This window comes from Pseudomonas sp. NPDC085632 (genome assembly GCF_044541255.1).
Lineage (GTDB): Bacteria > Pseudomonadota > Gammaproteobacteria > Pseudomonadales > Pseudomonadaceae > Aquipseudomonas.
On record NZ_JBITSX010000003.1, the window covers coordinates 129467 to 150371 of the forward strand.

A 20905-nucleotide genomic window follows, 5' to 3' on the forward strand; every position below is an offset into this window, starting at 1 on the left:
GCTGCAGCGCCTCATAACTCGGCAACTCAATCGCATCCGCCTTCGGCGAAAGGACTTTGTTTATACCCCGGCAACGCCAACACAACCCGCGCCCCGCAAGGCGCATTCGCCTCCGCCCACAAGCGTCCGCCATGCGCCTCGATGATCGTGCGACAGATCGACAGCCCCATTCCCAAACCGGTGGCTTTGGTGGTGTAGAACGCGGTGAAGACTTCTTCCGCGCGCTCGCAGGCAAACCCCGGCCCGGAGTCGCTGACCGTAATCTGCACGTTATCACCGACGCAATCGCTGCTGATCGACAGTCGACGCGCGCCCTCCTCCATCACCTCCATGGCTTCGAGGCCGTTGACGATGAGATTGAGCAATACCTGTTGCAACTCGACCCGGTCGGCCAATACCGCCGGCAAGTCGCTGGCCAATTGCACGGACACCTCTGCCCCGTATCGAGTCGCCTCACCACGGGTAAACCCGACCATTTCGCCCACCACCGCATTGAGGTCCAGTGCTTGCCGTTGCGGTGGGGTTTTGCGGATCAGCGCGCGGATCCGGCCGAGTACGTCGGCCGCGCGGTTGCCATCGGCGATGATGCGTTTGAGCCCCAGTTCGACTTCATCGGTGTTCGGCGGTTGTGCGCCGAGCCAGCGCAGTGCGGCGTTGGCATTGGTCACGGTGGCGGCGATCGGCTGGTTGACTTCGTGGGCGATGGACGCCGCCAACTGGCCCATGGTCGCCACGCGGTTGGCGTGGGCCAGTTCCGCTTGTACCTGGCGGTAACGGCGCTCGCCTTCGCGCACTTGTTCTTCCGCTTGTTTGCGCTCGCTGAGGTCGAGGACGAACGCCACGCCCTGTTGCTGACTGGCTTCAAACGCGGCCAGACCGACGATCACTGGCAGGCGAGTGCCGTCCTTGCGGATGTATTCCTTCTCGAACGGCTGGGCGCGCCCGGTGCGGATCGCCGTCGCCAGCGCCGCTTCGCTTTCGGCGCGTCGTGCCGGCGGGGTCATGTCACGCCAATGCACTTTCCCCGAAAGCAGATCCTCGCGCTGATAGCCGACCATGCGCAGGAACGCGTCGTTGGCCTCGATGATTTCCCCTTCGACGCTCCAGACAATGATGCCGATGATATTGGCATCGACCAGCCGGCGGATCTTCGCCTCACGCTCGGCGACGTCGCGATACAGCCGCGCATTGTCCAGCGAGATCGCCGCTTGTGAAGCGACCAGCCGCAGCACGGCAATGCGCGCCGGGCTGAACACCCCCGCCGACAGATTGTTCTCCAGGTACAACGCCCCGGCGACCCGGCCCTGATTCATCAACGGCAGGCACAGAATCGACCGGGCGCCGTGCTGTTGCATATAAGGATCAGCGGCGAATGCCGGATCGGCGACGGCATCGTCCAGACACAGATTTTCGCCGGTGCGCAGCGTCTGGTAGAGCACCGACTCGGCCAGCGCCATCGCATTGACCGGTTCATTGCACATTAATGTGGCGCTGTCGCCAATGCGCGTTCGCGCGGCGATATACGACGTCTCGCCTTCGGCAAGAATCAGCACACCCTGCTCGGCGCCGGCCTGCTCGATGGCGGTGCGCATGATCGTTTCGATCAGCCGGTCGAGGACAATTTCGCCAGACACGGCCTGGGAGACCTTGAGCACCGTGGCCAGGTCCAGATGCTCGACGGCAGTAATGATGGTCGCCGTCGGGCTGGGCAGCGCGTCGTCCTGGCGCAGAAAACGGTGCCGTCGCTCCAGTTGCCGCACCTTGCCATCGGCGCCCCAACGCAAGTAACCGTAGCGCGCGTCTTGCAGGTAAACGCGGGCGATTTTCGCCAGACCGCGAGCACCGTAGAAACGCGCCGCCAGTTCGTTGGCCAAAGCCTCGATGTGCACGAAACCGCTATCCACCGCCAATTGAATCGCCCGCTCATACAGCGACTCTGCTTCAATCAGTTGCCCCGCAACCCGAGCGATTTCCGCGCCGACCAGTGTCACGTGACTGGCGAAGGTTTCGGCACACTGTTGCGCCCAGGTCTGCAGTTGATTGTGGTGTTCTGCCAAGCGTTGCAGTTGATCGCCATCGACGGCGCCGTGGGCGGCCAATGTCAGCGCTGCGTAGAAGTGGTATTCGGCCTCCTCGAAAAAAGAAGAAATAACCCACATCAATTCCCGCGCCTGGGCCGCGCAGTCAGCGGCCGCCGCGTAATCTGCCGCCAGATAGCGCGCCTGCAACTTGCGCACCCAATACTTGCCCCGAGCCAGCGCCAGATCAGGCGCAGCGAGGTTTGCCTCGAAGCGCGTTTCATCGAATTGTTCATCATTGAAACTACCGAACTCCGCAGTCTGCCCGCGCAACATGCGGATCAGTGCCCGCTGGCAACTCATGAAACTCACCACCAGCCCGAAACGGATTTTCCGCGCATAAGCCAGCCCCGCCTCGGCTTGAACCTGCACCTCCGCCAGCGGCTCACCAATAAACAGCAAGTCGGAAATCAGGCTGTTGCCGGCATAGGCCGCATAGGGCAAATCGCCAATGCGGTTGCCGGCGCTGAGCGCACGTCGCAGCAATTCGCGGCACTCGCGTACCGGTCGCATCCAGCGCACCACAAAAATCGAGAAGCACAGGTAGGTACGCGCTTCGTATTGCGTAAGGCCTCGGCGGTCAACCAGATCGCAGCCCAAACGGCCAAAGCGGTAACCGCTGGTGTAGTCACCGAAGCGCCGCCCGGCGACCCGCACAACGTTGGCGTAGAGCATGCAGGAGGCGTCGCAATTGCCGTGCTCCAGACTCAGACTGACGGCTTTACAGATGGTCAGGCATGCGAGGTTCGCATCGGACTGCAACGCCGGGGCCAACAGCTTGCTCAACGCATCCAGCGTCACCAGTGAGGCCGGATCTTCCATCAGCGGCAGGTCGATCAATTGTTCGATGCTGCGGTCACCCAGTTGCGTCCAGATCTGCTGGTATTCCTGGCGCACTTGCTGATCGTCCGGATGCGCCGTCCAGTCGATGCCAACCTGACGCAAATAGGCCAGGCAGACCGCCACCGCACGGTCGCTGCGATCAAGCAACAGGTAGACGTCCATGTGCAAACACGTCACCGCCGCGCGCTCCACCGTGGTTGCCGCACGCTCGGCCAAAACCCGCAAACGGGCGTCGGCCAGCGTCAATTGCCCGGTGAGAAATTGGCACTCGGCGCGGTTCAGCTCCAGGGCAAATGCCAACTCATGGCGACTGTCGTAGCCTTGCTCGCCAAGCACTGTTGCACCCGCGCCCAAATAGGTCAGCGCTGAGGTGTATGCGGTCGAAGCCTTGGCGCGCTGACCGGCGAGCAGGTTGTATTCGGCCAGTTGTTCACGCTCGGCCCGGTCGCTGATCAGGCTGGCGCCGCGATTGAGCTGGCCGACGATTTCGAAGATCGCCTCTTCGCGCCCCTCGAACGGCGTTTGCAGCGCCAATAGCCGGCCGATGCGCAAATGCGTCTGCGCACGTTCGGCTTCGGCGATCAGCGAGTAAGCCGCCTCGTGCACACGGTCGTGGGCAAACGCACAGGCGCCGTCCAGACGTTCAACCAGATCCTGACGCACCGCCGGCCACAGCGCCGTGTGCACGCGAGCCGTGGACAGATCGAGCACGGTGGCCAGCGTGTCGATCCGCGCGACGTTTCCCAGGCACGCCAGTTGTTGCAGGGCCTGCCGGGTTTCCAGCGGCAAACGCGCAAGCTTGCCGACCATCAGATCGACAACGTTGTCGGTGTAGCCTTTGCCGTTGATCAGCTCAAGATCCCAGCGCCACCGATTGAGCTGATGGTCGTAAATCAGCAGTTCTTCCTCGGCGAGGGCCTGGAGAAACTGAATGACGAAAAACGGATTGCCGCCAGTCTTGTCCAGCACCAGCCGCGCCAGCGTGACGATGCTCGCGGGTGGGCAGCGCAACGATTCGGCGATCAGTTGTTCGATGTGCACGCCGGCGAGCGGGGTCAGGCGAATCTCGTCGATGTGCGCGCCGGCACTACGAATGGCTTTGAGCTTGCCGCTGAGCGGATGGTCAGCATCGACCTCGTTATTGCGGTAGGCGCCGACCAGCAGCAGGTGGCCAACCTCAGCGCGGGTCAGCAGTTCTTCGAGCAGATCCAGCGTCGCCGCATCCAGCCATTGCAGGTCATCGAGGAACAGCGCCAACGGGTGTTCCGGTCGGGCAAACACGCTGATAAAACGCTGAAACACCCGCAGGAAACGCTGCTGCGCTTGTTGCGGTTCAAGCTCCGGCACCGCTGGCGGTTCGCCTATGATCAGTTTCAGTTCGGGGATCAATTCGGTCATCAGCCGCGCGTTCGGCGACAGTGCCTGCAACAGCGCCGCGCGCCATTCAACGAGCACCTCGCGGCGCTTGCCCAGCAGCGTGCGCACCAGTCCTTGAAAGGCTTGAACCAGCGTCGCATAGGGAATATCGCGCTTGTACTGATCGAACTTGCCGGAGGCGAACAGCCCCCGCGACGGCACCAGCACCTTGTGCAACTCGCTGACCACCGAGGATTTGCCAATCCCGGAATAACCGGACACCAGCACCAGCTTCGGCGAATGGCTCTGCACCACGTGTGCGAACGCCTCGATCAGCGTTTGCACTTCGCGCTCACGACCGTAGAGCTTCTCCGGGATCAGCAGGCGATCGATCGCGCCCTGCTCGTTCAGCGTGAAAGTCTCGATGTGCCGGGCACGCTGCCAATCGTTCAGGCACCGACGCAGGTCGTGCTCGACGCCAGCAGCGGTTTGATAGCGTTCCTCAGCGGTCTTGGCGAGCAACTTCATGACCACCCGCGAGAGCATCACCGGCACGGTGGCCACCCGTTCGCACGCCGGCATCGGTAACCGCGCGATGTGGCAATGCACCCATTCCATCGGATCATTGGCGCTGAACGGCAGCGAGCCGGTGAGCATTTGATAAAGGGTCACGCCAAAGGCATACAGATCACTGCGCGAATCGATCGAGCGATTCATCCGCCCGGTTTGTTCCGGCGCCATGTACGCGAGGGTGCCGGCGATGGTTTCCGGTGGTTCCGGCGCCTGCCGTTCACGAGGCAGACGTGAGGCGAGGCCGAAGCCGGTCAGGCGTGTCTGGCCATCGCTGCAATTGACCAGAATGTGGTGCGGCTTGAGGTCTTTGTGCACCAGCCCGCACTGGTGCAGGCGGCCCAGCGCCACGGCGATGTTGATGGCCAGCAGCAGGCCGGTCTCGGTGTCCAGCGGCGCGGTCAGCAAGCGTGACAACGGCTCGCCGCCGGGGTCGTCGAACAGCAGACGCGTGGTTGCGCCTGCGCGTTCAAGGGCCTGCGGTTGCAGCGCCCATTCACCGTTGAGATCGTTCTTGAGGCTGTATTCGTGTGCGAGTCGATCGAGAGTCGCAGGCAGCGGTTGAGCGAGGGTCGGGCGCATCACCAGAACATTGCGGCTGCCCTCCCCCTGGCCGAGTTCGCGGGCAAACACCCGTTCGCCGTCGTCCCACAAAATCTGCTTTTTGCTGGCCATGTGTGCGAGACCGTCAAAGGGTTGCTGCTGCGCGGTGGATGATCCGCGCTGATTCAGCTCAAATTGTTCGCCGCGCCGGCTCTATGCCCAGCGATTCGGCCATACGCACCAGATCCGCCACCGAGCGTGCCGACAGCTTCTTCATCACCTGGCCGCGATGGACTTTCACCGTCACTTCGCTGAGGTTGAGCTGCGCCGCAATCTGCTTGTTCATCAGCCCGCCGATGACGAAGCCGAGCACCTCGCGCTCGCGCACGGTCAGCGTCTCGAAGGCCAGACGCGTGGCGGCGCCGGACTGCTCGGCGATCAACCGCGCACTGTCGCGGGCCAGTGCACTGGCGACGGCGTCGAGCATGTCCTGATCGCGAAACGGCTTGGCGAGAAAGTCCACCGCACCGGCCTTCATCGCCTTGACAGTCATGGCGATATCGCCGTGTCCGGTCATGAACACGATGGGAATGCACACGCCGGTCTTTTCCATCTGTTCCTGAAAAGTCAGGCCGCTTTCACCGCGCAGGCGCACATCGAGCACCAGACAACCGGGCACGTCACGTTTGGCCGCGGCGAGAAAATCCTGGGAGGTTTCGAACGTCTGCACTTGCAGGCCAATGGAGCGCAGCAAACCGTCGAGGGCCTGGCGCATCGAGGCGTCGTCGTCGACGACATAAACCACCGGTTCGCGCAACGTCGGCGGGTTGGCGCTGGGGCTGGAATGCGACCACAGGGTCATGCTGTCTCCTCGGCGAGATCGCACGGGTGCGATGTGCAGGTGAATAAATCTAGTCCATGATGGCAAACGCAGCCAGAGGCCAGCCAAACGGTCGCGCAGCAGGCTAGCAGTCGGCGCGCGTTGCCGACAGGCCAGAAACCCCTGAAAATCGGCCATGCCATCTCCACCCCACTTCAGCCGTTTGAACAGGCACGATTTCGATGTCCAGCGATTCCTTGCAGCTGCGGATTTCCACCGCGCCAACCCGCGACGTGGTGTTCATCGCCTACCCGCGAATGAGCCTGCTCGACCTCAGCGGCGCCCAAACGGTGTTCTGGGCCGCGAGCAGAGCCTTGGCCGAACGTGGCCAACCCGGCTATCAACTGCACACCGCCAGCCTTGCAGGCGGGTTGGTGCACACCGTCGAAGGTTTGGCCGTCGACACCCGAGCGTTGCGCGAACTGGACATTGCCGCGCTGGATACCCTCGTCGTCCCCGGCGCACCGGACATCTGCCAGACCCTCGATGAACACGGTGAGTTGACCGAATGGCTACGCCGCGAGGCCCCGAGCGCGCAACGCGTGGTCTCGGTGTGCAGCGGCGCGTTTCTGCTGGCCAAGGCTGGCCTGCTGAACGGCAGTCGCGCCGCGACGCACTGGGCCATGTGCGAGACGTTGCGCGAACGCTTCCCGGCGATCGAAGTGGATGCCGATGCAATCTTCATCCAGCAAGGGCCTGTGTGGACATCGGCCGGGGTCACTGCCGGAATCGACCTGGCGTTGGCGTTGGTCGAGGCTGATGTCGGCCGCGAAGTGGCTTTGCAGGTCGCCCGCGAACTGGTGGTGTACCTCAAACGCCCCGGCGGTCAGGCGCAATACAGCACACTGCTGCAAGCGCAAGTGCAGGACAGTCCGCTGTTCGACTCACTGCACCTGTGGCTGATGGAAAACCTCGACGATCCCAAGCTCAGTGTGGAGCGTCTCGCCGAGCAGGCCAGAATGAGCCTGCGTAATTTTACCCGGGTCTACAAACAGAGCACCGGGCGCACGCCGTCCAAAGCCATCGAATTGTTCCGCCTCGAAGCGGCCAGGCGTCTGCTGGAACATTCAGCGCACAACATCGACAAGGTCGCGCGTCTCTGCGGCTTTGGTGACGAAGAGCGGCTACGCGCCTGCTTTCAGCGGCACCTGTCGATTTCACCGCGTGATTACCGTAGCCGCTTCAGCCGTGAAGGCTGATCACCGTAGGCACTGACTAGCAAAGGATCTCGACGCGCTATACCTAGGTATAGTTTTGCGCCGGTGCGGACGGCGTATGGTGCAAGAACGACAGGAGTCGTCACGCGTGCCCATCCGGCCAGGGAGCCTTATGCACAACACGGTTGTCATTGCAGTGGTTGACGACGACGAGGCCATTCGCAGTGCGCTGGGAAGCTTGTTGCGCGCCAGTGGTTATCGGGTTCAAACCTATTGCAGCGCCCGCGCGTTCCTTGAGTCAACAGACCTCGATCAAGTGCATTGCCTGATTTCCGACATCCAGATGCCCGGCCTCAGCGGCCCGCAACTCCATGAAACGTTGCACGCGCAAGGCTGGCGCATTCCGGTGATTTTTGTCAGCGCTCATCCCGGTGCAATGCCCACCCGCACTCCCGACGTTATCGCTTGCCTGCCCAAACCCTTCCAACCCGAAGACTTGCTCCGCCATATCAAACAAGCCCTGAATAAAACACCTCCCGTGTAGGAGCAGCCTTCGGCAACGCCTACAGTTCGATACCTTCGTATACCTCCCTTCAACGCATGCGTAATCAACGCACACTGATGGACAACTGCGCCCGCAGCCCTCACGCCATAGCATTGTTTTCGACAGCGGGCGATTAAGCGCCATGCAGTACGGCAAGCAGTTTGCGGCGGCCAGTGATCGTCACGCCAGAGTCGAAATCACGACTCGGTTTATCCATCCATCAGCGTCAGGGAGCACATTATGAAACAGCAATTATTGGTGATCGGTGCAGGGTTCGGTGGACTCTGGAGCACGTTGAGCGCCGCGCGTTTGCTGGATATGCATCACCGTCAGGACGTGGAGATCACTCTGCTCGCCCCGCAAGCCGAACTGCGCATCCGTCCGCGTTTCTACGAACCCGATGTGCACAGCATGTATGCGCCGCTGGACGCGCTGTTCGCTGCCGTCGGTGTGCGTTTCGTCAAAGGCACCGCTGAAAGCATCGACGGCCAGGCACGGCGTGTCGGTTATCGCGATGAAAGCGGTCGCCCGGGTGAGCTTTCTTACGATCGCCTGGTGCTGGCCAGCGGCAGCCAACTGGCTCGTCCGCCAGTGCCGGGCCTGAAAGAACACGCCTTCGACGTTGACCAGATCGAATCGTCGGCGCGCCTGGAACGTCACCTGATCTCGCTGGCCAGTCAGCCGGCCAGCAAGGCTCGCAACACTGTAGTCATCGCCGGCGGTGGTTTCACCGGGATCGAAACCGCGACCGAGATGCCAAGCCGTCTGCGCGCCATTCTGGGTGAAGATCAAGACGTTCGGGTGATCATCGTCGACCGCAGCAAAGACATCGCCGCAACCATGGGCGACGGCATTCGCCCGTCCATCATCGAGGCCTCCAAAGAACTGGGTATCGAGTGGATCGTCGACGCCACGGTCGCCGCCGTTGATGCCAACGGCGTGACCCTCGCCGACGGCCGCCACATCGAGAGCAACACGGTGATCTGGACCGTCGGTTTCCGCGCCAGTCCGCTGACCGAACAGCTCAACGCCGAACGCGATGGCCAGGGCCGTCTGCACGTCGACGGCAACCTCAAAGTGCAAGGTCTCGATCACGTATTCGCAGCCGGCGATGTCGCCCGTGCCGCCACCGATGACGTCGGCAACTTCTCGGTAATGTCCTGCCAACACGCCATCAGCCTCGGTCGTCACGCCGGCAACAACGCCATCGCCGATCTGCTCGGCGTCGCGCCAACCACTTACCGTCAGCCGAAGTACGTTACCTGCCTCGACCTGGGTACCTGGGGCGCCGTGTACACCGAGGGCTGGGATCGCCAACTGAAACTGGTGAAAGCCGAAGCCAAAGAATTGAAGACGCAAATCAACAGCGTGTGGATTTACCCGCCGGTCGCCGAGCGTAGCGCCGCGCTGGCCGCTGCTGACCCGGCGATTCCGGTGGCTTGATCGCCCCGTTCAACCTCGAACCGATGTCTTGCCTGAGTACAAGGAGAACACCATGACCGTGCATCTGGATTCCTTCACCGCCAACAGCGCAACCCTGCAAACCCCACCCGAAGAACTGGTGCCGTCGCGCTACGCGCTGCGCCTGGGTGACATCGACGTGATGGTGATCAGCGACGGCGTCCTGCCGCTGCCGACCCAGACCATGTCGACCAACGCCGATCCCGAAGCCCGTGCTGCGTGGTTCAAGGAGATGTATCTGGGGCCCGACGCATTCGACTGGGCACTCAACGTGCTGGTGGTGCGTAGCGGCGAACAGGTGATCCTCGTCGACGCTGGCCTCGGCGGGCAGTTCCCCGGGTTCCCCCGCGCCGGGCAATTTCCCAAACGCCTCGCGGCGGCCGGGATCGACCTCGCAGACGTCACCGATATCGTCATCACCCACATGCACATGGACCACATCGGCGGGCTGCTCGTCGACACGGTGAAAAACCGTCTGCGCGACGACGTGCGCATCCACGTCACCGCCACCGAAGTCGACTTCTGGACCTCGCCGGACTTCACCTGCACCGACATGCCCGCACCGGTGCCGGACGTGCTGCGATCCACCGCCAACGCGTTCATCCAGCAGTACCAAAGCAAACTGCGGATCTTCGAAGACGCGTTCGAAGTCGCCCCCGGCGTCGTCGCCAAACTCACCGGCGGCCACACCCCGGGCCACTGCGTGGTCTATGTGAGCTCCGGCGAAGAACGCCTGACCTTCGCCGGCGACGCCCTGTTCCCGGTGGCCTTCGACCACCCGGACTGGCACAACGGCTTCGAGCACGACCCCGATGAAGCGGTGCGCGTGCGCGTGCGCTTGCTGCAGGAGGCCGCCGCCAGTGGCGAACTGTTTGTCGCCACGCACCTGCCCTTTCCGTCGGTCGGGCGGGTTGCCGTGAATGGTGAAGCGTTCCGCTGGATTCCGGCGATCTGGGATTACTGATTCAGCTAGCGAAACATCGCTTCGCCCGGCCTTGGCCGGGCGAAGTCGTATTCGCCTTTTACCGGTCCGTTCCGGAACAACCGCTACCATTGCTCCGTTACATGGAACGACGGTCGATCCTTGTTCTCTACCGCTGAACCTACAACGGAGGGATTGGCCATGATTGCCCCTGAAACCGGTATGAAACCGGGTGAGCGTTATCGCATTGAAAGCGTCGAGCGCGCGCCGCAGTTTTCTGGATTTTTCCTCGACGGCAAGTATTACCTGGGCCCCGAGTTGCAAACGGCCGTGGGCTGGCTTGAAGGGCAGAATTTCCTGTATGACCAACTCGATCCCAATGGCGAACCGGTTTATCCGGACAGACTCGTCGGCACGATCACCGGGCGAACACTGGAGCTAACAGACGGCCTGCGTCTGAGCATAGAGGAAATACCGTTTCAGGCCGAAGCCGCTACGCCACTCCAGACGCTTGACGAAGCAACCATTGCAACCCGACCACTGGCGATATCGCAGCGGCAAACAGCAGCAGGCTTGCGCCAACCGATGCAACCTTCGGCGCTTCTGGTTGCAGGCGCAGCATTGCTGGTCGGGCTGTGCCTGTTGGCGATCAATCGTTCTGGTCGTCGAGTCAGGTAGCCTTCACGACGTGGGTGGTGGCCGCTCTCTTGTCACGACCCGCGCTCAAAGGCTGATCACAGCACCTACTTCGCGCATGAAGATTTCCACGGTTTTCGGACCGATGCCGTCGAATTCTGCGAGGCGTTTTTCAAAGGCCTGGCGATCAGCACTGGCCTCGACCATATGGCTGACCTTGCCCGCGTACTCGTCGTTTAGCTTGCGGGCCAAGGCGTGAAGTCGCACGGCGGTGGTCTCGTCATAACGCACGTAATGCGCCTCCCCGAGCATTGCGACCAGCTCACGATGGCTGCACGCTGCCAGTTTGCGCGGTGTATCGCGACCGTGTTTATCAGCGATCACCCGATAGGCTTCGGCAGCGATTTCGGCCTGTATCCGCTTGCCCATCAAGAAACTGGCAAGCAGCCACTTAAACAGTGCAGCGTCATCGTTGTGCTTGAAATGAATATTCAAATCCTCGGCGCTGATCGTCTTGTTCACCGGTTATCTCCGGGGCTGAAATCGTGGGGTATTTTCGTCCGCGTGTGTGCTTGGCAGACGCTTGATCTTTAGGCCGCCGCCGGTTCCAACCGTTCAAAGCAAAGCGTTTGTCAGCAGCCTGAAACAAACCCCGAAAATCCTTTGAATTTTTTTTGTCGGCAAAACTCATTTGCGTATGAGCGTAAGGAGGAACTCATGAGCAACGTCGACATCTTCGTCATCGAATACAAACTTCACGGCCAGCCAAAGTCATTCGTCATTCGCGCAAAAACCATGCGCAACGCTGACGCATGGCATTGGGCGAGTTGTGACGCCGGCATTGCACCCATTCCCAAACCCGGCAAACCACCGTTGAAAGTCATCTCCAAACCCCAGGCCGAGCGCTTCGGCATCACCGAAGTGAAGTGGCGTGAAACGGCGACCGTGGACTGGACAGAGGCATAGTCATGCTCAAACAAATCGGTAATACGCTGATCCGCCGCGACCATCGCGCGAGTTGCCATTGCGGTGCGGTCATTCTTGAAATCCACTTGCCCGACGGCCTGCCCACGCCGCACCGCTGCGACTGCTCGTTCTGCAAACGCCGAGGTGCGATTGTGGCGGCGGTACCGGCGGCTGACCTGAAGGTGATTCGCGGTAAATCAGCGTTATTGAAGTACAGCTTTGGCCAGCAAGTGGCCGAGCATTTTTTCTGCGGAAATTGCGGTATTTACACCCACCATCGACGCAGCACCAATCCGCATGAGTTTGGTTTCAATGTCGGGTGTCTGGAAGGGGTCAATCCTTATGATCTGGGTGAGGTGCCGGTGGCGGATGGTGGGGTTTGGCAGTCACCGTGAGGGCAAATGACCGCTGGCGAGCACATCAAGGTTCGCCAGCGGTTCAATGAGCAAGATCGGCATTACCTAAAGAAGCCTGCCTTACTGCACTTTCAGATCAAGCAACTCACCGCCCTCCTTGCCCAGCCGCTCCAGATACGCACCGGCCTCAAGCAACTGATAAGGGAAGTACAGGCCTGGCGAAGTGGGTGACTTGCCATCCAGCCCGAGCAGTCGCTCCAGCAACATGGCCACGCTGAGCCCCGTCAATGCTGCGGCGCCTGCCGGGTGAACGACGGCATGCCGCGTGTGCAACGTCCGACCCTTGCGATCCTCGCCGACCATTTCGATGAGAATTTCGGTCGACATCGGCCGACCCGCGCGCCGCGAAGAACTCACCCCGCTGGCCAGATTGAACTGCACATTGGGCGCATCGGTGGCGGCAGCCAGCCCAGTGACGTCAATGGACGAGAAACCGCTGGCTTGCATCGACGTACCATCCACCGCGCGGAAGCTGACGTTCTTGTCCACTCCTTCGCGCCAGATGTATTCCCCCTCGCGCCGAGTCAGGGCGGCGGGCAGCATCTTGTTCAGGTGCTCGAAATCCTTGGCCACGGTCGGCCCGCCACCGTCCTCCTCGTCGACCAGCGCATCAATGCGGATATCGCGCACCCGGGCAAAGGCCTCGGCAAGGTGCAGCGTCGCCACCGTCGTCGCGCCCACCATCCACTCGTAACCCAGCACGATGGGCGCCGCGTCAGGGCGATGGATGTAGTTCGCGATTTGCGGTGCAATCTCGAAAATGCCGGAAGAAATGCTCAGGTGCGGAATCTTGCGCTTCTGTGCGAAACGCAGTCCGGCCAGGGAATGATCCATATAGAAAACCGCCACGGCGCTGATCGGCCGATCGCCCAGCCCCAGGTCATCGGCAGCAGGGTCAATGACCACGCCCTGCGCCCCGCCCATTTCCTCGGCGGCTTGTTGAGCCTTGGACAAGTCACGGCCGCCGATCAGCAACGGGACATCGGGATAGGCAGCACGCAACGCTTTGGCAGAACGGTGGCCGATGGCGCCGGAGCCGCCCAGAAACAAAATCGGATGAACTGACATGGGTATCCTTCCTCGTCTTTTTTGGGTTGCAACTTAGTGTTGGTGCGTTACCTGTCGTGAGGGTTCCAACGCAGTGATCTGAGTACTGACGCATGTCATTTTGAACGGCGTGTTGATGGCGTGTGTTTAGGAGTTTTCCGTAGCTGTTTAAAAGACACGTCGCGTTACCTGCTTAAGGCTACAACGTCTTGCGCCATTGCCTACGACTACGCCAGAATCCGCCGGCTTGTGCGTCTGGGGGGCGGGTTTTATCGTACCGGGGTCACTGAAAAACAGTGATGGGGTTTGGTAGCCCGCTTCCATATGACGCATAACGTCACCGTGCGCAGATGCTGTTTCAGCGTTTGTCTTATGGTGGCCATGCGCAGGGCGTCTTCGGGCGCGCCGGATTTTCCATATGGGCCGGTCTACCAACCTTCGTATGGCCACCACCTTTCGTTTGGTAGCGAAGGTGATGGCTCCTTAAGTCCCATATGGAGCTTCATCTATGTTCAAACGCAGCCGAACGCGCCCTTGATTACTACCTCACGCCAACCCAACGCATCATGGGCAGCGACCAAAAACACGCTCCCATGTTTCTGGCCAACGCCGACTACGACAGCGAGTCCCTGCTCGTTAACGCCAGCGAATCCCTAAGCTCAGCCACCGAAATGCTCTGCAACTTCGCCGCCCTCCTTGACCCAGGCCACCGCAAAACTGCGCTGGGGATTGCGCAAGTGGTGATGCTGGGAGAATTGGCGGTGAATCAAGCGCTGGATAATGTTGTGCCGGTGGATTGATAGGTAATCCCTTTGTGGCTGTGGTGTGGCTGCTGTCACAAAGGGATCAAGATTGCATTGGGTGTCTGCTTTCGGCCAGAAGCGCCCGGTCTGCCTGATAAATAAATCTGTCCCAATCCACACGGCAATGAGTTCCCCTTCCTTGAACCATGGAGGCAATGTGATAGCATGGGTTCGCCCCCCGGAGAGGGGGAATTTTTCTACATCCCGCAAGGAATATGCCCCTGTGAAAGACTTCGTCATCAGCGTCAACAACACCGTCCTCTATCTCTCCCTGGCGTTCATCTGGCTGGTCGCTATCGTCGCGATTTTCACCAGCGGGTTCCTCCCGGCGCTGGGTATCTTCGTGGCCGGCACCCTGTGCTGGTGCATCATTTCCGGCTTCTGGTTCGTCCAGTCGGCGACCTACGAAGAACTGCGCAAGCTGAACGCAAACAAAGGCTGAAACGTCAGGGTGGAGCAGTAAGTGGCCCGCCTACCCTGAGCGCTTGGCTCCGTGCCGAGCGCTCTCGCCCACTGCGAATGGCTCGCATAAATCCCGCATTCTCCGAAATCCTGAGATCCCCGCCATTCCCTAGCCCCGAGCGCAGAGAAAAACCTGTAATCCACCCACAAACCATCGTAATTTACCCACCATAACTACAAGGTCGTTTGGGGATACACGTGGGAGCCTACCGTCTGCTGTTGGCCGTTCTGGTCGCTGTTTCGCACATGGGCAAGTTGTTCATGGGGTTCAACCCGGGTGTGGTTGCCGTGATTTCCTTCCTGCTCATCAGTGGTTTCGTGATGACTTCACTGATCGAGCGCAACTACAAGGCGCCCGAGAAAGTCGGTCGGTTCTACCTGGACCGGGCCTTGCGTCTTTACCCGCAATTCCTGTTCTACTTCGTCGCTTCTTGTACGGTGATCTATTTCCTGCTGCCCGGCACGCCACAGTGGGCCGAACTGACCTTCAGAAACATCGCCGCGAACCTCGCGATCGTGCCCCTCGGTTTCTATATGTTCGGCGCGAGTGGATCGTGGATTGTGCCGCCGGCGTGGTCGCTCGGCCTTGAGATGTGCTTCTACCTGGTGATCCCGTTTCTGCTCATCTACCGAGCACGGGGCGTGGCTTTCGCCTTGTCCGTTGCGGTCTTCATCCCCGCGTGCCTGGGTTTCATCAACACCGACTACTACGGCTACCGCTTGTTGCCGGGTGTTCTGTTCATATTCCTGTGCGGCAGTTACCTCTACAAACCGCAGGCCAAGGGATTAGTAATCGCCGCAGGCACCGCTGTGGCGGCGGCACTGATCTTTGTGGCGATCATGGCGGGCTGGATCGAACGCCGACCGTCCAACGCTGAAGTGGCCGCGGGAATTGCGCTGGGCATTCCTGCTGTGTACGTGTTGACGAAGCTGAAGTTTCACCGGATTGACGAGTTTCTCGGGAACATCAGCTACGGCGTGTTCCTGAATCACTTCGTGGTGATCTACTTCCTGCACGGTCTTTGGCCGATCACTTCATTCGATTGGCAAAAGGTTGCATTGGTGCTGGTGTTGTCGTTCTTGCTGAGTGGTGTTTCGTACTATTGCGTCGAGCGGCCGGCGTTGACGCTTCGGCATGCGCTTCGGGCGGGTAAGAAGGATCGAGTGAAGGAAGTGCAGATGGGTGAAGCAGCGGTTTGATGTCGGTGGGAGACAGGGCATGCGTATGGGAAGGAATTTGTCTCTGTATCCAAGTCGCTTACCCCCACCCTCCTTAGTCACAACACCAAAAATACTGGAAACAATGCTCGATGAAGATTACTTGGCAACGCTACAAGACATACGAAGAAGCTAAAAATCAGTGTCGCGTTATTTATCTCCATGAATGGGACGACAAACCGTTCTACTGGGGAAAAGCACACAACAGCTTCTTTGGTGGCCACAAGCGCCAGATCGACGACCTTCATGCGAGCGGAAGGTACAACTCTGGCTATCGCCACTGGATTGAAGGGTGTTTGAGGCATGGCGCCAAACTCTATCTCGGAAAGCTTAGTGATCTCGCCTTGGCAAATATCGACGATGTAGAGAATTGGCTTATTTACACGTATGGGCACGAAATGAATTCGAAAGTACACGCACCATCAGTTGACCTGACCATTACGCATCTAGGCGACGTGCCAGCCTCAATCACACAATCTGACTTCAACACTCCATATCAAAGGCTGGTGGATTCGAATGCGATTGTTTAGCCAAGTGAATAGTTGTGTCCGTTTCTGACTGAATGCAGTCATTCGCGAACAACGGCTTGCGGCGCTATGATCGCAACACTCGATCTCGTGGACCAACCCCATGTCCCCCCAAAAAACCCGCCCAACCCCCGCCCCGCTCCTCAACCCCGGCGAATCCGTGGTCCTGTTCGACGGTGTCTGCAAACTCTGCAACGGCTGGGCGCGTTTTTTGATTCGTAACGATCATCAGCGTCGCGTACGTTTGGCAGCGGTTCAATCGCCGGAGGGGCAGGCGTTGCTCGCGTGGGCCGGCCTCCCCATCGATCAATTCGACACCATGGCCGTCATCCGTGATCGTCACTACTGGGAACGTTCAGACGCTTTCTTCGAGGTCATCAGCCAGTTACCCGCCCGCTGGCAGCCATTGCGACTGCTGCGCGTCTTCCCGCGAAGTCTGCGCGACTGGGCCTACGACCGCATCGCGCTAAACCGCTATCGACTGTTCGGCAAGTACGACACTTGCCTGCTGCCAACGCCAGACCATGAACAGCGCTTCCTCAAAGCAACGGCACCTACGCCAGCAAACTGAACAATTGCAGCGGTGTCATCTTCGTCACCATCATCAGCACGATGACAAACATCCCGGCAAACCCGAGCACGCCCATCCACAACCATTGGCGATACACGCCCTGGTATTGTTGATCGAGACTCGCTCCCGTCTCGTTCGCCCTCGATGCCATCACATACAAGCGCTTTTGCAGGAGCAAAACCGGCAACCACAGCGAGCCGACGCAGAAGAAGATGATCAACGAGGTCAGCACCCACTCGGTGCTCATGCTCAGCCCCGAAAGTCGCATCAACAGATACCCCGTGATGATTTGCACGAACCCGGCCGGTGTGGTGATCCACGTGTCGAAACGCACGACCATGCGCGCGACGTGCGCTATGACCTGCGGGTTGCGCGTGCGGCTGGCGGCGATCAGGTAGAGGTAGGAGCCCATGCCGAAACCGAACAGGAAGATCGCGGCGATGATGTGCAGGTATTTCAGGCACAGATAGAGCATGTCAGCGCTGCCCGTCCGAGAAGTGCACGGCCAGGCTCAGGTTGGCCGGGTCGTTGATGGCAGCCATGTACTCGGCGACGCGGATTTCGCCCACACACGGTCGGGCGCCGGGTGGCGGCGCGTAGCCTCGGGCCATTTTCGTCGCCAGCGCGACGGCGGCGCAGCTGGGGATTTCCGGGCCTTTGTCGTTCAGGGCGGTGAGTTGCGCGGTCATCGACAGCGGTTTGCCGTCAACGCCGAGGCCCTGCACATCGATGTACATCGCGCTTTTACCGTCGCCGAAACGCTCGAAGCGCAGGCCGAGGCGATGCAGTCTTGCTGCCCACAGGGCATGGTCGCGCACCAGTCCGACCTTCAGCGCTTGAGCCAGCAGACCGTTGGCGATGCCGCCGAGTTTTAGCCCGGCGCCTGCCTTGAACTTCAGGCTGCGCGCGCCATAACGGCCGGCGAAAATATCCATGTCCGGCACATCGACGTTGGCCAGCAGCCGCGTGCCCATCTGCGGCATTTTGCGCAAGGTCAAGTCCAGCCAGCCCGACACTTCGTGCACCTTGCCGTTTTTCAGTTGTTTGATCGGTTTGCCGGCGTAAGCCAGTACGCCTTCGATGGTCGACAGCCCGGGCATTTTCGCCGACGAAGAAATGCCATGTTCGATCGAGTCGATGCGCGAAAAACGCTGGCGCTGTTCATCGATGATCGCTGACGACAATGTCGGCACCGAGCTGCAACCGCTGAGGATCGCCACGCCTGCCTGCTTCGCTCGCGTATCGAGCGCGTCGATACCGTTGACGAAGGTGCGGCAGTCCGCCAGGTCGCAGTAGTTCACGCCGGCGTCGATGCAGCTCTGTGCAACAGCATAGGATTGCCCTTGAAACGGCCCGCCGGTATGCACGACCAACTGAATGTCCAGCGCGCGCAATGCGGCTTTGAACTCGCTGCCCATGGCATCGCCGCACCAGCCTTCGCAGACGTTGCCCGATTGGCTGTTCAGCTCATCGACTTTGCGCTGCAACTTGCGCGGATCACGGCCCGAAAGCACCAGGCCGATGTCCGGCATCAACGCCAGATGCCGGCAGACGATACTGCCGAAATTTCCGTAACCACCGACCACCATCACCCTGAACGGCATGCAATTCTTCCCTAAGTCGTTCCATCACACAGGCGTGCAGGATATAGGGCCGAACGTCAGCAAGCCATTCAGATCAGTTGCTCGCCACCCACTTGCGGTACTGGCGGGTACGCAAGGCGTTGCCGATTTGTTGCATGATCAGCGCGCGCAGCGGTGACACGTGCGGATCGGGTGTTTTCGCCTGACTGAGTTTGCGCAACTGGAACTTGACCACGGCCATGTTGGCCAGCGACGCCATGGCCTTGTTCTTCCAGGTGATCGGCGGCAGTTCCGGGGCGCTGTCCTTGCCCAGCAGCCAGTCACGCGGCAGGTTCGGATCGATGGCCAGTGCCGTGCCGATGCCGACCATGTCCACGCCACTGTTAACGACCATTTCCGCAATGGGCCGACGACGCACGCCGCCCGTGACCATCAGCGGCATCCGCGCGACTTTCTGCAGGTCCTGGGCGAACTCGACGAAGTACGCCTCGCGCGCCAAGGTGCGGCCGTCCCGTGCTTCGCCCTGCATGGCCGGGGCTTCGTAGCTGCCGCCGGACAACTCGACCAGATCCACACCCAGATCGTTGAGCCATTCGACGACTTGTCGTGCGTCATCGGCGCTGAAGCCGCCGCGCTGAAAGTCGGCGGAATTGAGTTTCACCGCCACCGCAAACTCAGCAGAAACCAGCGCCCGCACAGCCTTGACGATGTCCAGCAACAGCCGCGCGCGGTTCTCCAGCGCACCGCCCCACTCGTCCGTACGCTGATTGGTCAGCGGCGACAGAAACTGACTTAACAGATAGCCATGGGCGGCGTGGATTTCCACACCGGTGAAGCCGGCCTGCTCGCCAAGCTGTGCGCTGCGGGCGAAACGCTGGACGACCTCTGCGATCACGCTGGCGGTCATCGCGTGGGGCGTGGCGAAGTGTTTGGACAGGCTGCCCATGTTCAGCGGCACCGCTGATGGCGCCCAGGTTTTCTGCCCGAGATTGGCCTGCATCTGTCGGCCCGGATGGTTGATCTGCAGCCAGAATTGCGCACCGCCCGATCGGCCAATCTGTGCCCAGCGCTTGAACCTGGCCAGTTGCTGATCGTCCTGCAGCACCACGCCGCCCGGCCCGGTCATCGCGCGGCCATCGACCATGACGTTGCCAGTGATCAACAGCCCGGCACCGCCATCGGCCCAGGCTTGATACAGGCGCATCAGTTCTTGCGAAGGTGCCTGATCGGCGTCGGCCATGTTTTCTTCCATGGCGGCTTTGGCGATGCGGTTCTTGAGTGTTGAACCGTTGGGGAGTGTCAGGCTGTCGAACACGTTCATGAGGAGTCCTCGATTGGGCGTGGGACAACCATAAGATTAAAGCCAGCTTTAAGGTCAAGGCCTTTTTATCAACTGTGATTATTTGGCCGTAGCGGCCTTCTCCTCGCGCATCTGGTTGATCAGCAACTGCGCGTTGTCGGCACAGCCGACGTCGGCGGGTTTGCTCTCGATGCCGTGAATGACCCGCAACAGCTGCGCCTTGTTATGCGCCAAGCGTTGCTGGAGGATTTCGATTTCCTCGACCTTGCGTTTAAGCCCGACCAGCATTTCTTCGTGCTGCCAGTCCTGCGCGTTCACCGGCAGTAACTGGCGGATTTCCTCGAGCGAAAACCCCGCTGACTGCGCACCGGTGATGATCTGCAGGATCCACTCGGTTTCCGGGGCATAGTCGCGATAACCGTTGGCCTTGCGCCCAACTGATTTGATCAGGCCGCTCGCCTCATAGAAGCGGATGCGCGAAGGCGCCAGACCGCTGATTTTTGCCAGTTCGCCGATTTTCATGATTGACCTGAGCCGTAATTGAACTTGAAGTGAACTTTAAACCTTCACCTATCAAACGACCAAGTGCGACCTCGACCTGTTTTTAATGCAGAGCAGAGATCCTGTGGGAGCGAGCTTGCACGCGAAGAGGCCGGGTCAGTTACATCATTGTTGATTGACACTACGCCTTCGCGAGCAAGCTCGCTCCCACAGTGGTTAGAGGAGTACGCACGCATGCAAGTTGACGAACGGTCATCCGAATGTTCAGATGCCGCCCAGTTTCAGGTGTCCCATGCCGCCGTGCATGGGGTGAAACGGGAAACCGGTACGTTCTTTTCGAACCAGTCCGGTGCTGCCCCCGCAACGGTATGCGCGTGATGCTTTCGATACACCACTGTGGCCGCACGACCATGGGAAGGTGAAAGCCTCGATACGCGCGAGCCCGGAGACCGGCCTGAATTGCTGTTTGGCAAAATCCTGCGGTGGGCGGGCATGGGCCGGTATTGGCTGTGCGCGATGCC

Annotated in this window: 19 protein-coding genes, 1 pseudogene and 1 riboswitch; of the genes and pseudogenes, 12 read left to right on the plus strand and 8 right to left on the minus strand. The window is 60.4% G+C overall.

Annotated elements, in window-relative coordinates; genetic code table 11:
* Positions 1 to 26 precede the first annotated feature (26 nt).
* Both ACIF4X_RS04115 and ACIF4X_RS04120 read right to left on the minus strand, forming a co-directional pair.
* Positions 27 to 5522, minus strand: coding sequence for an AAA family ATPase (locus ACIF4X_RS04115; RefSeq protein ID WP_397481040.1), 5496 nt, complete (start codon positions 5520 to 5522; stop codon positions 27 to 29).
* Between the two features lie 58 nt (positions 5523 to 5580).
* A complete protein-coding gene (locus ACIF4X_RS04120; protein ID WP_397481041.1) occupies positions 5581 to 6252 on the minus strand; it encodes a response regulator transcription factor in 672 nt (223 codons plus the stop codon).
* A 200-nt stretch (positions 6253 to 6452) separates the two neighbouring features.
* Between ACIF4X_RS04120 and ACIF4X_RS04125 the strand changes: the two genes are divergently transcribed.
* The 5 genes from ACIF4X_RS04125 (at position 6453) to ACIF4X_RS04145 (ending at position 11032) form a co-directional block, all read left to right on the plus strand.
* Positions 6453 to 7469 carry a GlxA family transcriptional regulator gene (locus ACIF4X_RS04125; protein WP_397481042.1) on the plus strand — a complete coding sequence of 339 codons (1017 nt, stop codon included), beginning with the start codon at positions 6453 to 6455 and terminating at the stop codon, positions 7467 to 7469.
* Positions 7470 to 7599: 130 nt separating this feature from the next.
* Positions 7600 to 7971 carry a response regulator transcription factor gene (locus ACIF4X_RS04130; RefSeq protein ID WP_397481043.1) on the plus strand — a complete coding sequence of 124 codons (372 nt, stop codon included), beginning with the start codon at positions 7600 to 7602 and terminating at the stop codon, positions 7969 to 7971.
* Positions 7972 to 8211: 240 nt separating this feature from the next.
* A complete protein-coding gene (locus ACIF4X_RS04135; protein ID WP_397481044.1) occupies positions 8212 to 9414 on the plus strand; it encodes an NAD(P)/FAD-dependent oxidoreductase in 1203 nt (400 codons plus the stop codon).
* A gap of 52 nt (positions 9415 to 9466) precedes the next feature.
* A complete protein-coding gene (locus ACIF4X_RS04140; protein ID WP_397481045.1) occupies positions 9467 to 10396 on the plus strand; it encodes an MBL fold metallo-hydrolase in 930 nt (309 codons plus the stop codon).
* 159 nt (positions 10397 to 10555) lie between these two features.
* Positions 10556 to 11032 (plus strand): short chain dehydrogenase, encoded by a 477-nt coding sequence (locus ACIF4X_RS04145; protein WP_397481046.1) that lies wholly within the window; start codon positions 10556 to 10558, stop codon positions 11030 to 11032.
* 45 nt (positions 11033 to 11077) lie between these two features.
* Here the strand turns inward: ACIF4X_RS04145 and ACIF4X_RS04150 are convergent, their stop codons facing one another.
* The gene (locus ACIF4X_RS04150; RefSeq protein ID WP_397481047.1) at positions 11078 to 11512 is read right to left on the minus strand and encodes a DNA methylase; all 435 of its coding nucleotides are present in this window, start codon (positions 11510 to 11512) and stop codon (positions 11078 to 11080) included.
* A gap of 195 nt (positions 11513 to 11707) precedes the next feature.
* On the opposite strand from ACIF4X_RS04150, the gene ACIF4X_RS04155 reads away from it, so the two are divergent.
* Together ACIF4X_RS04155 and ACIF4X_RS04160 are read left to right on the plus strand one after the other, a co-directional pair.
* Positions 11708 to 11956, plus strand: a complete 249-nt coding sequence (locus tag ACIF4X_RS04155; RefSeq protein WP_077572547.1) for a DUF6555 family protein — start codon at positions 11708 to 11710, stop codon at positions 11954 to 11956.
* Between the two features lie 2 nt (positions 11957 to 11958).
* On the plus strand, positions 11959 to 12351 hold the full coding sequence (locus ACIF4X_RS04160) for a GFA family protein (RefSeq protein ID WP_397481048.1): 393 nt from the start codon (positions 11959 to 11961) through the stop codon (positions 12349 to 12351).
* Positions 12352 to 12432: 81 nt separating this feature from the next.
* Here ACIF4X_RS04160 and ACIF4X_RS04165 read toward each other — a convergent pair whose 3' ends face one another.
* Positions 12433 to 13440: an NAD(P)-dependent oxidoreductase gene (locus ACIF4X_RS04165; RefSeq protein ID WP_397481049.1), complete on the minus strand. Its 1008-nt coding sequence runs from the start codon at positions 13438 to 13440 to the stop codon at positions 12433 to 12435.
* A gap of 491 nt (positions 13441 to 13931) precedes the next feature.
* On the opposite strand from ACIF4X_RS04165, the pseudogene ACIF4X_RS04170 reads away from it, so the two are divergent.
* From ACIF4X_RS04170 to ACIF4X_RS04190, 5 genes and pseudogenes are all read left to right on the plus strand, one after another.
* Positions 13932 to 14219 (plus strand): annotated as a pseudogene (locus tag ACIF4X_RS04170) (DUF6124 family protein); the annotation flags it as partial.
* A 226-nt stretch (positions 14220 to 14445) separates the two neighbouring features.
* Entirely contained in the window at positions 14446 to 14664 is a 219-nt protein-coding gene (locus ACIF4X_RS04175; protein ID WP_007916145.1) for a hypothetical protein, read from the plus strand.
* Positions 14665 to 14882: 218 nt separating this feature from the next.
* Positions 14883 to 15884 (plus strand): acyltransferase family protein, encoded by a 1002-nt coding sequence (locus tag ACIF4X_RS04180; RefSeq protein ID WP_397481050.1) that lies wholly within the window; start codon positions 14883 to 14885, stop codon positions 15882 to 15884.
* A 110-nt stretch (positions 15885 to 15994) separates the two neighbouring features.
* A complete protein-coding gene (locus ACIF4X_RS04185) occupies positions 15995 to 16432 on the plus strand; it encodes a hypothetical protein (RefSeq protein WP_397481051.1) in 438 nt (145 codons plus the stop codon).
* Positions 16433 to 16532: 100 nt separating this feature from the next.
* On the plus strand, positions 16533 to 17000 hold the full coding sequence (locus ACIF4X_RS04190; RefSeq protein ID WP_397481052.1) for a thiol-disulfide oxidoreductase DCC family protein: 468 nt from the start codon (positions 16533 to 16535) through the stop codon (positions 16998 to 17000).
* On the opposite strand, the gene ACIF4X_RS04195 is transcribed toward ACIF4X_RS04190, so the two are convergent.
* The 4 genes from ACIF4X_RS04195 to ACIF4X_RS04210 form a co-directional block, all read right to left on the minus strand.
* Complete coding sequence (locus ACIF4X_RS04195; protein WP_397481053.1) at positions 16984 to 17475, minus strand: DUF2269 family protein; 492 nt, start codon at positions 17473 to 17475, stop codon at positions 16984 to 16986. The two genes, ACIF4X_RS04190 and ACIF4X_RS04195, sit on opposite strands and share 17 nt — an antisense overlap.
* Before the next feature lies 1 nt (position 17476).
* Entirely contained in the window at positions 17477 to 18604 is a 1128-nt protein-coding gene (locus ACIF4X_RS04200) for a saccharopine dehydrogenase family protein (RefSeq protein ID WP_397481054.1), read from the minus strand.
* A gap of 73 nt (positions 18605 to 18677) precedes the next feature.
* Positions 18678 to 19904, minus strand: a complete 1227-nt coding sequence (locus ACIF4X_RS04205) for an NADH:flavin oxidoreductase/NADH oxidase family protein (RefSeq protein WP_397481055.1) — start codon at positions 19902 to 19904, stop codon at positions 18678 to 18680.
* A gap of 78 nt (positions 19905 to 19982) precedes the next feature.
* Positions 19983 to 20405, minus strand: coding sequence for a MerR family transcriptional regulator (locus ACIF4X_RS04210; protein ID WP_397481056.1), 423 nt, complete (start codon positions 20403 to 20405; stop codon positions 19983 to 19985).
* Positions 20406 to 20650: 245 nt separating this feature from the next.
* Positions 20651 to 20857, plus strand: a riboswitch (cobalamin riboswitch).
* The last annotated feature ends 48 nt before the right edge of the window (positions 20858 to 20905 follow it).